The organism is Candidatus Palauibacter scopulicola (assembly GCF_947581915.1).
GTDB lineage: Bacteria > Gemmatimonadota > Gemmatimonadetes > Palauibacterales > Palauibacteraceae > Palauibacter > Palauibacter scopulicola.
Window position 1 is genome coordinate 47497 of the sequence record NZ_CANPWG010000046.1, and the last position, 14474, is coordinate 61970.

General features: G+C 69.2%; 13 protein-coding genes. 9 read left to right on the top strand and 4 right to left on the bottom strand.

Annotated elements, in window-relative coordinates; genetic code table 11:
* Window positions 1-96: 96 nt before the first annotated feature.
* On the top strand, window positions 97-1377 hold the full coding sequence (locus RN743_RS08670; RefSeq protein WP_310778969.1) for an ArgE/DapE family deacylase: 1281 nt from the start codon (window positions 97-99) through the stop codon (window positions 1375-1377).
* A gap of 15 nt (window positions 1378-1392) precedes the next feature.
* On the opposite strand, the gene RN743_RS08675 is transcribed toward RN743_RS08670, so the two are convergent.
* The gene (locus RN743_RS08675; protein ID WP_310778970.1) at window positions 1393-1788 is read right to left on the bottom strand and encodes a PIN domain-containing protein; all 396 of its coding nucleotides are present in this window, start codon (window positions 1786-1788) and stop codon (window positions 1393-1395) included.
* The gene (locus tag RN743_RS08680; RefSeq protein ID WP_310778972.1) at window positions 1785-2030 is read right to left on the bottom strand and encodes a hypothetical protein; all 246 of its coding nucleotides are present in this window, start codon (window positions 2028-2030) and stop codon (window positions 1785-1787) included. The genes RN743_RS08675 and RN743_RS08680 overlap by 4 nt, the downstream gene beginning before the upstream one ends.
* A gap of 177 nt (window positions 2031-2207) precedes the next feature.
* Here RN743_RS08680 and RN743_RS08685 point away from each other — a divergent pair, with 177 nt between their 5' ends.
* The 7 genes from RN743_RS08685 (at window position 2208) to RN743_RS08715 (ending at window position 8776) form a co-directional block, all read left to right on the top strand.
* Entirely contained in the window at window positions 2208-3800 is a 1593-nt protein-coding gene (locus RN743_RS08685) for an amidase (protein WP_310778975.1), read from the top strand.
* Window positions 3801-3866: 66 nt separating this feature from the next.
* Window positions 3867-4136 carry a hypothetical protein gene (locus RN743_RS08690; RefSeq protein WP_310778978.1) on the top strand — a complete coding sequence of 90 codons (270 nt, stop codon included), beginning with the start codon at window positions 3867-3869 and terminating at the stop codon, window positions 4134-4136.
* Window positions 4133-4285, top strand: coding sequence for a hypothetical protein (locus RN743_RS08695; RefSeq protein ID WP_310778981.1), 153 nt, complete (start codon window positions 4133-4135; stop codon window positions 4283-4285). The genes RN743_RS08690 and RN743_RS08695 overlap by 4 nt, the downstream gene beginning before the upstream one ends.
* Window positions 4282-4680, top strand: coding sequence for a type II toxin-antitoxin system VapC family toxin (locus RN743_RS08700; protein WP_310778984.1), 399 nt, complete (start codon window positions 4282-4284; stop codon window positions 4678-4680). The genes RN743_RS08695 and RN743_RS08700 overlap by 4 nt, the downstream gene beginning before the upstream one ends.
* A gap of 25 nt (window positions 4681-4705) precedes the next feature.
* Entirely contained in the window at window positions 4706-8035 is a 3330-nt protein-coding gene (locus RN743_RS08705) for a hypothetical protein (RefSeq protein WP_310778986.1), read from the top strand.
* Between the two features lie 159 nt (window positions 8036-8194).
* A complete protein-coding gene (locus RN743_RS16025) occupies window positions 8195-8476 on the top strand; it encodes a type II toxin-antitoxin system RelE/ParE family toxin (RefSeq protein WP_343219009.1) in 282 nt (93 codons plus the stop codon).
* Window positions 8477-8485: 9 nt separating this feature from the next.
* The gene (locus RN743_RS08715) at window positions 8486-8776 is read left to right on the top strand and encodes a HigA family addiction module antitoxin (RefSeq protein WP_310778992.1); all 291 of its coding nucleotides are present in this window, start codon (window positions 8486-8488) and stop codon (window positions 8774-8776) included.
* Between the two features lie 23 nt (window positions 8777-8799).
* Here the strand turns inward: RN743_RS08715 and ggt are convergent, their stop codons facing one another.
* Window positions 8800-10512 (bottom strand): gamma-glutamyltransferase, encoded by a 1713-nt coding sequence (gene ggt / locus RN743_RS08720; RefSeq protein ID WP_310778994.1) that lies wholly within the window; start codon window positions 10510-10512, stop codon window positions 8800-8802.
* Between the two features lie 70 nt (window positions 10513-10582).
* The gene (locus RN743_RS08725; RefSeq protein WP_310778996.1) at window positions 10583-11485 is read right to left on the bottom strand and encodes a hypothetical protein; all 903 of its coding nucleotides are present in this window, start codon (window positions 11483-11485) and stop codon (window positions 10583-10585) included.
* Window positions 11486-11603: 118 nt separating this feature from the next.
* Here RN743_RS08725 and RN743_RS08730 point away from each other — a divergent pair, with 118 nt between their 5' ends.
* Window positions 11604-14471, top strand: coding sequence for a YncE family protein (locus tag RN743_RS08730; protein WP_310778998.1), 2868 nt, complete (start codon window positions 11604-11606; stop codon window positions 14469-14471).
* Window positions 14472-14474: the final 3 nt, after the last annotated feature.

Genomic DNA, 14474 nt, shown 5'->3' on the forward strand with positions numbered 1-14474 from the left:
GGATCGGTGACATACTCCGCGATCCACGCAGGCGAGAGGGAGACGATGCCGGGTGATCGGAAAGGGCAGGCGACAGGACGTTCCCGCGGGAACGCGGTGCGCGCTGACGGCGGCGTGCTGAAGCGCGAGGAACGCCGCGCCGCGGAGGCGGTGGACGCGGGCCGGCTCTTCGCGCTCCTTGCCGACCTGATCGCGATCGAGAGCGTCGCGAACTGCGAGACGCCTGCCCAGGAGCGGGTCGCCGCCGAGATGCGTGCCATCGGTCTCGAGACGGACGTGTGGGAGATCGACTTCGAGCGCCTGCGCCGGCACCCCGCCTATACCGCCGACGTGCAGCGGCACGAAGGCCTTGGCGTGGTCGGGACCATGGGACGCGGCGAGGGCCGCACGCTGATCCTGAACGGCCACGTCGATGTCGTCCCCGCCGGCGAGCTCGAGCGCTGGACGCACCCGCCCTTCGAACTCACGAAGCGCGACGGGCGCCTGTTCGGGCGCGGGGTCGTGGACATGAAGGGGCAGCTTTGCGGCGCGCTGGCGGCGGCGCGGGCGCTGCGCGACGCCGACATCGAACTGGACGGCGCCCTGCAGATCCAGAGCGTGATCGGCGAGGAGGACGGGGGCGCCGGGACGCTGGCGACGATCGAGCGCGGGCACAGCGGCGACGGAGCGATCGTCGTCGAGCCGACGGAGTTCGTCATCGCGCCCGCGCAGGCCGGCGCGCTCAGCTTCCGGCTCACCGTCCCCGGGCTCGCGGCGCACGGGGCGTTGCGGGAAGAGGGTGTGGACCCGGTCGAGAAGTTCATCCCGATCTTCCAGCGGCTCCGGGCCCTCGAAGCGGATCGGAACCGCGACGTGGCCGAGCCGCTGTTCCGCGGGGAAGCGCTGCCGTACGCCCTCACCATGGGACGGCTCCGGGCGGGCATCTGGCCCTCGACCGTGGCCGAGAGCCTCGTCGTGGAGGGGCGCTACGGCGTCGCGCCCGGGGAGGACCTGGCCAGGGCGCGCCGCGCGCTGGAGGACGCCGTGGCCGAGGCCGCGTCCGGTGACGCCTGGCTGCGCGACCACCCGCCCACTGTCGAGTGGGTCGGGGCGCAGTTCGCCCCCGCCCGGACGGACGCGCGCGACCCTGTCGTGAGCACGCTGGCCGGCGCCGCGCGGGCGTTCGGCGGCCCGGCGCCTCGCGTCGGGGGCGTGCGTTACGGCGCGGACATGCGGCTCCTCGTCAACCACGGCCAAGTGCCCACCGTGCTCTTCGGCCCCGGCGATGTCCGCGAGGCCCACCGCCCCGACGAGAGCATCCGCGCCGCCGACCTCGTCGAACTCGCCCGCATCCTCGCCGTCACCGCCATCCGCTTCTGCCGGACCGGAGCGGGCTGACGCGGCCTCGTACTCTCAGGCCACGAGCAACGTGCCGATCCTGGCGATCTGCTCGAAGTGTCCATCGCTGGTCAATACGGTGGACCCCGTGTGGGCCGCGCAGGCCGCGATCCACGCGTCGTTGGTCGGGATCGGTGTCCCCGCCCGCTTCAGGTCGGCCACGATCTCGGCGTAACAACGGGCTACCGCGTCGTCGACCGCCACCACCTCGACCGGTGGCGCCCCGAGAAACTCCGACAACTCGGTCTCGTTGCGCGTCCTGTGAGCGCCACCCAGGAAACCGAACCGGAGTTCCCCGAGCGTTACGGTCGGCACGCCCACCCAGATGGCCGCATCCAGGAGATGCGCGATTCGCTCGTTACCCCTCCGCAGGCGGCTGTAGGCCGAGGTGTCCAGGCAGTAGCGGCTCATTCCCACATTTCCGGGTCGATCTTTCCGAAATCGCGGGTGGCAGTCTCGAACTCGCGGAATTCCGCGTCGGTCCAACCCCCGGAGAAGCGTCGCAGTCCGTTCGATCGAGGCGTTCCGACACCCAGACTCTGCTTGAGAAGGTCCAGCACGGTCTGGTTGAGGGATGTCCCGCGCCGCCGCTTCTCATCGTTCAGCGCCTGCCCCAACTCGGCTGGCACGCCTCGCACCGTCAACGTCTTCACCGGTCATCTCCGTTGATGGCATCATATGACTGCATTCGCTGTCAAGATATGCATGCACCACGGTTGGGATCAAGAAACCAGATACGCCTTCCGGTCGGATCACGTCTCGCTAAAGTTGAGGCTACGGATCCATATCAACGGCGACTCATCGAGTTTCCCCCGAGGACAGGTGCTGCCATGTCTGCTCGAACGTCGATCGCAATCCGGTTGGCCCTCTCATTCGCCCTCGCGTTCGCCCTCGCGTTCGCGGCGGCCCCCCTCCCGCTCCACGCGCAGGCATTCGCGGTCGAAGAGACCACGGTCGCGGAGGTCCACGCGGCCTTCCAATCGGGCGATCTCACGTGCGAGGGCCTGGTTGCGAGCTACCTGGCGCGCATCGAGGCCTACGACAAACAGGGGCCGCGGCTCAACGCGATCGCCGTCGTCAACCCGCGAGCCGTCGAGGAAGCCCGGACCCTCGACGCCGCCTTCGCCTCCGGCGGCCTCACCGGGCCGCTGCACTGCATCCCCGTCCTCCTCAAGGATCAGGTCGAGACGACCGACATGCCGACGACCTACGGGTCGGCGCTCTTCGCGGGCTACATGTCGGAGCGGGACGGCACCATCGTCACGCGGATGAAGGAGGCGGGCGCCCTCATCATCGCGAAGACGAACATGGGGGAGTTCGCCTCGCGCTACGTGGGGTCCGGGTTCGGGATCATCCGCAACGCGTACGACACGGGGCGGAACCCGAGCGGTTCCTCCGGCGGCACCGGCTCCGGCGTGGCGGCGAATCTCGGCCTCATCGGCATCGGCGAAGACACGGGAGGCTCCATCCGGGGTCCGGCGGCCGTCGCCTCGCTCGTCGGCCTCCGTCCCACGCTTCCGCTCGTGAGCCGGTTCGGGATGATGCCCGCCAACCCCACGACCGACACGATGGGTCCGATGACCCGCACCGTGATGGACGCGGCCATCCTCCTCGACGTCATCGCCGGCTACGACCCCAACGACCCGGTGACCGCGTACTCCGTGGGACAGGTCCCGGACTCCTACGCGGCCGGACTCGACGCGGGGGCGCTGGCGGACGCCCGGATCGGCGTCATCCGCGAGCCGATGGACCGCTCCGTGGACACATCATCGGAAGGGTTCCGGCAGGTGCGCGCCCGGATGGAGGTGGCGATCGGCGCTCTCCGCGACCTGGGGGCCGAAGTATTCGACGTCGCCATCCCCGGGATCGAGCGGGTAAGCACCATCTTCGGCGCCAACTCCTACGAGACCGAGGAGGTGACGGACGCCTACCTCGCCGAACTCCGCGACCCGCCGTACCGCACGCTGGCCTCGATTCTCCTCTCCGGGCGCGTCAACCCGTGGCGGGCCGCCGGCATGGCCGATCTCCTGGGGAAGACGACCCGCGACCCCGGTTATCTCGAATACCTGCTCGCGCGTGACCAGGTCCGGGAGGATGTCATCGCGACGATGGCGGAGCACGATCTCGACGCCTTCGTCTACGCCACCTTCGACCATCCGCCGGCCCCGATCGCCGACGATGTGGAGACGAATCCCGCCCCGAACGACCGCTACGCCCTCGGCGACAACCGCTCGCTGAGCCCGCTGACCGGCTTCCCGGCGCTCACGGTGCCCGCCGGATTCACGGACGACGGCCTCCCGGTGGGTCTCGAGTTTCTCGGCCGCCCCTTCACGGAGGCGATGCTCCTCGGCTTCGGCTACGCCTACGAGCAGGCGACAAACCACCGCCGCCCGCCGCCCCCCGCCCCGCCCCTCGATCGTTGACATCGATGTGTTGCACCTGCACAATGTGATTGTGCAATCGAGTTGTGCATGAGGAAGGAGTTTGTCATGTCACGCATTCACTTCGTCGTTAAGGAGACCGCGAAGATCCGCTACCAGGCCCAAGCGGAGCGCGAGGGCAAGTCCCTCGGGCAGTGGCTGCGCGACGCGGCCGACGAGAGGCTGCACGCCGCACGCCCACGCCTCTTCACTCTGGAGGAACTGCGTGAGTTCAACGCCGCGTGCGACGTACGCCAAGCCGGTCGGAAGGAACTCGACTGGCCCGAATACAAGCGCCTCATCGAGGAGTCCAAGGTCGATGGATTGGAAGTGACATGATCGGCCGAGGTCGCTTCACCGTCGAGGAACTGCAGGAGTTCGAAGCGGCGTGCGATGCGCGGCACCCGCCGGGCGCGCGGGAACTGGATTGGCCCGAGATCAAGCAAATGCTCGCGGAGACCCGGTCTTGTCGGCAGGAGATCGAGTGATCTTCGTAGACACGAACGTCTTCATGTATCACGTCGGAGGCGAGCACCCACTGCGCGACGAGGCGCGGGAGCTCGTCGCTCGATCGTTGCAGCGTTCCCAGAGGCTCGTGACCTCCGCGGAGGTGCTCCAGGAGTTGATCCACGTCTACATGCGCTCTGGGAAGACAGAGCCCAACCTCGCGGACGCGTTCACCTTGGCGCAGAGCTGTCTGGCCGACGTGTGGCCGGTCGAGAGAGCAGATGTCGAGCTAGCCCGCAATCTGTTGGTCCAGCACCCGGAACTTGGGGCGCGAGACCTCGTTCATCTTTCCTCCTGCATCCGGCGGGAGCCCGACGACCTCATGACGTTCGACCGGGCGCTGGCCGCGGCCTGGCGTTCCCGGTCGCCCCGGTAGCCGTGACAACAAGGAGAGCAGCGAGATGACGGATTCGTCGAGGCGGCAGGCGTTGCGCGTGCGGTTGATGGTCGGTTTGGGCGTCCTGATGGGGCTTACCGGAGCCTCACTCTCCCGGGCGCCGGAAGTTCGGGCGCAGGAGGTCGATCAGGCGCTGGTGGCGGAAGTCGTCGCCGGCCTCCCCCTGCGCGAGATCGGTCCCGCGCTGATGGGCGGCCGGATCGCGGACATCGCCGTGCACCCGCACCGGAGCAGCACCTGGTACATCGCGGTCGGCTCCGGCGGGGTGTGGAAGACGACGAACGCGGGCGTGACGTGGGACGCGATCTTCGAGGACCAGTCCGTGTACTCGATCGGCGACGTCGCGATCGATCCCGACAACCCCGACGTGATGTGGGTGGGGACCGGGGAGAACGTGAGCGGGCGCCACGTCGGCTGGGGGGACGGCCTCTACCGCAGCCGCAACGGCGGGGAGACGTGGGAGAACGTCGGCCTCCGGGACTCGCAGCACATCGGGAAGATCCTCATCGATCCGCGCGACACCGACGTGATCCTGGTGGCGGCCGAGGGCTCCCTCTGGGCCGCGGGCGGCGACCGGGGCGTGTACAAGTCCACCGACGGCGGCGACTCGTGGCGGCTCGTGCTGGAGATCGACGAGAACACGGGCGTCACCGACATCGAGTTCGCGCCCGGCAACCCGGACATGGTCTACGCAGCGGCGTATGAGCGGCGCCGCAAGATCTGGGGACACCTCGCCGGCGGTCCGAACTCGGGCATCTACAAATCCACCGACGGCGGCGAGAGCTGGCGCCGGATCACGGCCGGGCTCCCGAGCGGCGACGTGGGCAAGATCGGACTCGCCGTCACGCCGGCGAACCCCGAGGTCGTGTACGCGACCATGGAGGCGAACGACGAGGAGCGCGGCTTCTACCGGTCCCTCGACAAGGGGGAGAGCTGGGAGCGGCGGAACTCCTACATCTCCGGCGGCACCGGCCCCCACTACTACCAGGAGATCGAGGCCTCGCCGCACGACGCGGACGTCGTGTACCAGATGGACGTCTTCATCCAGGTCACGCGGGACGGGGGCGCGACCTTCGGCAACCTCGAGACGGCGCGCGACAAGCACAGCGACAACCACGCGCTCTGGATCGACCCGGAGGACGCGCAGCACCTGATCGTCGGCACGGACGCCGGGCTGTACGAGAGCTTCGACGACGGCCGCACCTTCCGGCACTTCCCGAACATGCCCATCTCGCAGTTCTACAAGCTGACGCTCGACAACGCGGAGCCGTTCTACAACGTGCTCGGCGGCGCGCAGGACCTCGGCACCCTGTGGGGCCCCGCCCGCACCACGAACATCGAGGGCGTGCGGAACCGGGACTGGTACGTGCCCATGGGGGCGGACGGCTACGCGGTCCAGATCGATCCGAGGGACCCCGACATCCTCTACCTGCAAACGCAGCAGGGGAACCTCTACCGCTACGACCGGGAGAGCGAGGAAGCGCTCGACATCCAGGCGCAGCCCGCGCCCGGCGACCCGCCCGAACGCTGGAACTGGGACGCGCCGGTCCTCATCAGCCCGCACAACGCCGACCGCATCTACCACGGCTCGCAGCGCGTGTGGGCGAGCGACGACCGCGGCAACTCCTGGACGGCGATCAGCGGCGATCTGACGACGGACGTGAACCGCTACGAGCTGGAGTTCATGGGCCGCGTATGGAGCGTCGACGACCTCATCGACAACGGCGCCATGTCCAAGTACGCGACCCTCACCGGGATCTCCGAGTCGCCGGTGACGGCGGGCGTCATCTACACGGGCAGCGACGACGGACTCATTCACGCGACGGAGGACGGCGGGGCGAACTGGCGGCTCGCGAACGCCCTCCCCGGGGTGCCCGAACGGGCGTTCATCAACGACGTGGAAGCGTCGCAGTTCGACGCGGCGACGGTCTTTGCCGTGGCGGACAACCACAAGGAGGGCGACTTCCGGCCGCTCGTGTTCGAGAGCAACGACGGGGGCCGGACGTGGCGCTCGATCGCGGGAGATCTGCCGAACGGGACCATCCTGTGGGCGATCGAGCAGGACCACCTGAACCCGAACCTTCTCTTCCTCGGGGCCGAGTTCGGGATGTACGCGAGCGTGAACGGCGGCGAGAACTGGCACATGCTCCCCGGGCCCACGATCCCGCACCGGGATATCGAGGTCCAGCGCCGCGACAACGACGTGGTCGGGTCGACCTTCGGCCGCGGCTTCCAGGTGCTGGACGACTACACGCCGCTGCGCGAACTGGCGGGCGGGGAGAACGCCGCCGTGGCCGCCGCGGACGGCGGGGCGCTGTTCCCGGTTCGCGACGCGTGGTGGTACATCCCCTCGGTCCCGATGCAGGCGCGCGGCAAGCCGACGCTGGGGTCGGATGACTACACGGCGCCGAACCCGGACTTCGGCGCCGTGATCTCCTACTACCTGCCCGAGACATCGACGACGATGGCGGCGGCGCGCCGCGCCGCCGAAGCGGAGGTGCGAGCGGCCGGGGGAGACGTGGCGTTCCCCGGCTACGACGTGCTGAACGAGGAGGCGACGGAGAGCGGCCCCCGGGCGCTAATCGCGATCGCCGATGGGGACGGTCGAACCGTGCGCTGGGTGACCGGCCCCGCCAGCCAGGGGCTGCACCGCGTGAGCTGGGACCTGCGGGCTCCCGCGCCCGATCCCATCGACCTCACGGTCCCCGGCTTCACGCCGCCGTGGGTGGGACCGCCCCAGGGACCCCTCGTCGCCCCGGGCGAATACTCCGCGCAACTCGTCGTCGTCACGACCGAGGGCGCGCGGGAAGTCGGTCAGGCGCAGACGTTTGAGGTGAAGCCGGTGCCCACGGCCGAGCCCGGCACGGACTTCGTCGCCGTCGTCGCCTTCCAGCACGAAACGTCGGAGTTGAGCCGCCGCATCGCCTCGGCGGGCGAAGAGGTCGGCCGCGCCCGCGACCGGCTCCGCCACATGCGGGCCGCGCTCCTCGAGGCGCCCGCCGCACCGCTGGAACTGTTCGGAGACCTCGATGCGCTGGGCGCCGGCCTGCAGGACTTCTCGATCCGTCTCTTCGGCGACCCCGCCCGGCAGCGCCTCAACGAGCCCACCGTGCCCTCGATCTCGAACCGCGTGGGACGGGTGATCGGCGGCCACTGGGACACGCGCCAGACGCCGACGGCCACCCACCGCCGCAACCTGGAGATCGCCGAGACGGACTTCGGCGTGTGGATGTCGGAGTTCCGGAACTTCATGGACGGCGCCTTCGCCAACGCCGAAAGCGCGCTCGAAGCCGCCGGCGCACCCTGGACCCCCGGCCGCCGCCTCCCCGGCTAGCTGCCTCCCCGGCTGGCCGCCGGGGCCTCGCCGTCGGTCGTCAGTGGCCGATGGCGAGGCCGTCCTTGCGGGGGTCCGACGCGCCGGCCCAGCCGCTACCTGGGTCTGCTCGCAACTAATAACGCTGGACGTCAATAACGCGTCGCGTTACTATTCCAGGTGATCAAGAGATTCCGCGACCGTGATGCCGAGCGCCTCTTCCAGCGCCGTACCGTTCCGCGACTGGCGCCGGACGTTCAGCGAAGCGCGCTCCGAAAGCTCAGGATGCTCGACGCGGCCGTTGATCTTGCGGATCTCCGGGTGCCGCCGGGCAATCGGTTGAAGAAACTGAAGGGCGATCGGGCCGATCAGTACAGCATTCGCATCAACAAGCAGTGGCGGATCTGTTTCCTCTGGCGCTCCGGAAACGCGTACGACGTCGAGATCGTCGACTACCATTAGGTGAGTGCAATGCCTGAAAAAACGCTCGCGCCGGTTCATCCCGGCGAGGTGCTGCTGGAAGAGTTTCTGGAGCCGATGGGAATCAGTCAGTACCGTCTGGCAAAGGACATCGACGTGGCTCCGGGCCGAATCAACCAGATTGTGCATGGAAGGCGTGCGGTCACCGCCAACACCGCCCTGCGGTTGTCCCACTACTTTGGAACATCGGCGCGATTCTGGCTCAATCTCCAGACAGGTTACGATCTGGACATGGCGAGGGACCTCCCCCTACCAGCGGAAATGCCCCGCGCGGCCGGATAGCCCAACGTCACGATTGCGCGTCGTCAGTGGCCGATGGCGAGGCCGTCCTTGCGGGGGTCCGACGCGCCGGCCCAGCCGCGCTCCAGCTTCATGACGAGCTGACCGCCGCCGAACGAGGCGCCCTCCCAGTCCACGAGTTCGTGGCCGAGTGCGCTCATGCCGGCTTCGAGTCCGTCGGTCAGCCGCTCGACCGCCACCCGGAGCCCGCCCATGTGGCGGAAGCGGGCCGCGTCGATCGCCTGCTGCGGGTCCATCCCGAACTCGATCATGTTGAGCACGACCTGCGTGTGTCCCTGCGGCTGCATCGACCCGCCCATGACGCCGAACGCCATCAGCGGCTCGCCGTCCCGCGTCACGAACCCGGGGATGAGCGTGTGGAAGGGCCGCTTGCCGGGCGCGACCTGGTTCGGGTGTCCGTCCTCCAGCGTGAACCCGGCCCCCCGGTTTTGCAGCACGAACCCCGTCCCCGGGACGACGACGCCGGAGCCGAACGAGCCGTAGATGGAGTGGATGAAGGAGACCATGTTCCCGTAGCGGTCGGCGACCGACAGGTAGATCGTCTCCGTGGCCGTCGCGAACTCGCCGGGCTCGACGCGCTCGGCGGCCACGGCCGGGTTGATGAGCGCCCGCCGCGACGCGAGGTAGTCGGGGTCGAGGAGTTGCTTCGGGTCGATCTCCATGTGGTCGGCATCCCCGACGTGCCTGGCCAGGTCCGCGAAAGCGACCTTCTTCGCCTCGATCAGGTGGTGGAGGTACTCGGGCGAGTTATGCCCCATGCCCGCCAGGTCGAACGGCTCGAGCATGCCCATCATCTGCAGGGCGGCGACGCCCTGGCCGGCGGGCGGCAGTTCCCAGATGGTCCACCCCTTGTAGTCCATCGACAGCGGCTCGACCCAGCGCACCTCCATCGCCGCCATGTCGGCCGGCGTCAGGTAGCCGCCGAGTTCCGCGAGTCCCTCGGCCACCCGCGTGCCCAGCTCACCTCCGTACATGGCGGCCGGGCCTTCCGCCGCGATCGTGCGCAGGGAACGCGCGAAGTCGGGGTTCCTGAACCACTCGCCCGCTTCGGGTGCCCGCTCGCCGTCGATCAGGTAGGTCGCCGCGGCTCCCGGGTCCGCCTGCAGCTTGCCAAGCTGCCCCCGCCACTGGCCCGCGATGATCGGGGTGACGGGAAAGCCCTCCTCGGCCAGCGCGATGGCCGGCGCCACGAGTTCGGCGAGCGGGCGGCTCCCGTACTTCTCGTTGAGGGCGCCCCAGCCCGCGATCGCTCCCGGCACGGTCACCGCGCCCGGCCCCGAGCCCGGCACGCGGTCGTAGCCGTCCGCCCGGATCCGTTCCGGCGTCATGTGGGTCCCCGCGCGGCCCGTCGCGTCCAGGCCGACGAGTCGCCCCTCCTCCGCGGACCAGAAGAGCGCGAACAGGTCGCCGCCCAGTCCCGTCATGTGCGGCTCGACGAGCGAGAGCACGGACGAGGCCGCGATCGCCGCGTCGAACGCGTTGCCGCCGTCGCGCAGCACGCCGAGCGCGACGCTCGACGCCATGGGCTGACTCGTCGCGACCATTCCGTTCGGCGCGTAGACGGTGGATCGCCCCGCCATGGACCCCGGAGCATTCATCGCGGCCTCCTGACTTGACGAGTTTCTCAGGCTCTCCGCATCCGCGGTGCCGCACGCGGCGGCGGTCACGGGGAGGACGGCGAGGACGAGAGTGGTGGCAACATCGCGCATGCACATCATTCGGCTTATCCCCCTGACTGATCCCCCTGAGGGTTGACGGTGGGGCCCGACCCCGGGCGCCGCACGCACACTACGGCCTCCATGCGGCCATGGCATCCCAGCGCGGGTGACGCGTGACGTTCACCGGCTCCGATCCGTCCGCGCCCATCACGTAAATCTCGGAGTTCCCGTCCCGCTTGGTCGAGAACAGCACGTACTCGCCGTCCGGCGACCAGCGCGGCAGTTCGTCCACTCCGGCGCGTCCCGAGAGGTTGGTCTGGCCGCTGCCATCCGCCCGCATCACGTAGATCTCCGCGTCGCCGATGTCCCGGTAGGACGTGAACACGATCCGCGATCCATCCGGCGACCAGGACGGGGAACGCGCGCCGCCCTCGGCGGGAAGCCGCGTGAGCCCCGTCCCGTCGGCCCCCATCGTCCACAGCGAGAACTGCCGGCCCCCGCCGCGGTCCGAGGCAAAGACGATCCGGGCGCCGTCGGGCGACCAGTCCGGATCCACGTCGAACGACGACGGGCTCCTGGTGAGGTTGACCGGATTCGATCCGTCCACGTCGATCACCCAGATGTCCGGATCCCCGCTGCGCTCGGAGACGAACACTACGCGCTTCCCGTCCGGGGACAGGCGTCCGGACCGGTCATACGCGGTGTCCCGCGTCACCGGCCTCCAGTCCGAGCCGTCCGCATCCATGACGAAGATGTCGGGGTTACCGTCGAGCCAGCTCGTGAACACGATGCGTGAACCGTCCGGCGTCCAGCTGGGCTCGAGGTTCGTCTCCCCTTCCGGCGTGAGGGGCCGCTGCCCCGTCCCGTCCGCGTTCGCCACCCAGATGCGCATGAACCTCTCGCGGATCGAGGTGAAGACGATCTCGCCCGCCGCGGGCGATTCGGGACCCGTGGCGTCTCCGCACCCGAGCGCCACCAGCAGCGCTGCCAGTGACGCGTAGAGGAGCCGGCAGGGCGTCTTCCAGGCGTACATGCCGTTCGTCCGTCCTCCAGGGTTCGGGAGATCTCGCGCTGCCTGGTCGCTCGTTGCGTCCCATCGGGTCGCGGACGAGCTTGCGCGACCGCGGTTCCGACCGGCCAGGGAGTCAAAGATGAGACAATTCGTGTGCTCGCACCAAGCCCTCCCGGGCGCGGCCATCGCGGCGGCGCTCGCGGCGGCCGCCTGCGCCGAGTCGCCGCGGCAGCCGGTCGACACCGAGGAGCCCTTCCGGGTCGTCACGACGATCGACGTGGGCGCCGCCCCGCACGGCATCCGGTTCAGCGCGGACGGAGACACGGCCTGGGTCGCCTTGAGCGGCGAAGGCGGGATCGCGGTCGTGGATCTCTCCGCGTCCGCCGTCGTGGCGCGCTGGGAAGCGGGGGACGCGCCGCTCGACCTCGTCCGCGTCGACGGCGGCTGGCTCGTGAGCCAGTTCCGGGATTCGACGCTCATCCGGCTCGACGAGGAGGGCCGGATCGTTCCCGGCGCCGTGTGGGACGTCGGGGCGGGTCCGTCGCTGTTCACGCCCGGGACCGTGCGCGGAGAGACCTGGATCACGACCGAGTTCTCCGACCGGCTGTGGACGGTGGACACCCGCGAGGGCACGCCGCGCGCGTTCCACGCCACCGGCGATCGCCCCTATCCCGCGGACGTCATGTGGGACGGGTCCCACGCCTTCGTCCCCAACCTCGACGCGGGATCCGTCTCCGTCATCGACCTCCTGAACGGTGAGCTGGACGCCACGGTCGAGGCGTGTCCCGGCCCACCGGGCGGGGCACTCACGCCCGACCAGGTCACGTACGTCGTCGCCTGTGGCGGGTCGGACGAGGTGGCCTTTATCAACACCGCGTCCTTCGCGGTCACGGGCCGGGTGTCGGAGGGCCTCGGCCCCCGGCCGTTCTCCGTCGCGGTGCCCGCGGACGGCCGCCATGCGCTGGTCAACAACGCGGGCGGGAGCACCGTCTCCGTCATCGACCTCGAGTCCCGCGCCGTCGTGCAGCGGCTGGAGGTCGGCGAGCAGCCCATCGTCCTCCGGGTGCACCCGGACGGCGAGCGCGTGTTCGTGGCGAACGAGATCTCGGGCACGCTGGTCGAACTGGCGCCGACTGCGCGGTCGCCCGCGGCGGAATCATCGGCTGCCTCAGGAGAGGAGGCGGTGCTCAACGAGGTCGTCGTGCTGGGGATGATCCACTCGGGCCACGAGACCAGCGAGCTGTTCAGTCTGGAAGTCGTGAGCGATCTGGTGCGGGAGATCGATCCTGACTACTGGCTGACGGAGATCCCGCCCAACCGCTGGGACCGGGCATGGGCCGAGTTCGAAGCCACCGGGACGGTCGAGGAGCCGCGGGTCCGCCGCTTCCCCGAGTACATGGAGGGACTCTTCCCCCTCTCCCGCGAACTGGACTTCGAGGTCATCCCCACCGCCGGGTGGACCGAGCCGATGTCGGACTTCCGGGCCGCGTATCTCGATGCCTATTCGCGGGACCCGGATCGGGCCGCCGGCTGGGCGGAATACCGGGCCGCCGCGGACGCTTCAGCCGAGGCGCTCGCCGCGGGCGCGGCGGACGACCCGCGCTGGATCCACACGGATGCCTACGACGAGGCCTACGACATCCGCATGCGGACGTACGCCCGCCTGTTCGACGCGGATCTGGGCCCCGGAGGCTGGGACGCGATCAACGCCTCGCACTGGGCGTACATCGAGGCTGGGCTGGACCGGCATCGCGGCGAGGGCGTCCGCTTCCTCCTCACCTACGGCGCGGGACACAAGGGCCCGTTCCTCCGCGAACTCCGCCAGCGCGACGACATCGTCCTCCTGGACGTGGCGCCGTTCCTCGACCGGATCGAAGCGGCTGCCCCAGCGCGGCAGCGCGCCCCGCGTCGTCCCTCGACCGACCCGGTCTTCGATTCGTCGGAGCACAGGGATCTTTCCGAGCGGCTGCTATCCGTCGGAAGTGGCTTCTTCATGCCGGACGGCGGTCTCGTTGTGGTGGACCGCACCGAGATCCACATGATCGACATGGCGTCCGGGGAGCACCGAGTGGTGGGGCGCGAGGGAGGGGGGCCGGAGGAATTCGGCTTCATAGGGCGGGCGGTTCGCGCGTCGGAGAGTGTCATCCTTAGCGACTTCCACAGGGGTCGTATCGTGTCGATTGGCCACGATGGCGATTTTGGCCACTCACAAAGCTACCTGGATGTTCCGCTCAACAGCCTTCAACCGCGGCTGGTAGCCCGTCATCCAGACGGCAGCACGGTCTTCCGCGACAGAGTCGACAACACGATGGTGCGGAAATCCGAAGGTCGATACTGGCAGCAAGCTCGGTATGTGGCGGTGGATGCCGCCGGCGGACTTCGAGTGGTCGCGGAGACACAAGGCAACGAACGGTACTCCGACACGAGACGTGACAGTCCCGTGGTGTTTGGGCACCGGACATTGGAGGCGGCGACCGCAGACCGTCTCGTCGTCGCCGAAACTGACCAGGGATCCATCTCGGTACTCGACTGGAGCGGCGTGCCGGTCGCCAGTATTCCCATGCCGGCCGGCGTCAGGCTGTCCGCAGACCAGGTGCGAAGGGGGCGAGACTCCGAGGCGTCGGAGTGGGAGGAGAGTAGGGGGCGGCTCATGGAGGCCGCGGTGGACGGCAGGTTCCCGTTCCCGCCGTCGGCCATAGAGGAGGGACTCCCCACTTGGCCTGACTGGCCGGCAAACGAAGTGGCGCCCCCGATCGATGCGATGCTGACGGACTTCGATTCGAGACTCTGGGTGAGAGATTATCGGCTTCCCGGCCAGGATGGCGTAACGTGGCGAGTGTGGGACATCGACCGGGAGCGGCTGCTGTTCACGGTGAGCATGGATGGTGAGGACCGGTTGCTCGACGCGCGAGGCGACGCAGTGTTGCTGCGCCGATTGGATCCATTCGACGCTCACCAGGTTGTGGTGACTCCGCTTCGCCCCGAGCAGGCCAATGGAGGGACTTAGCGG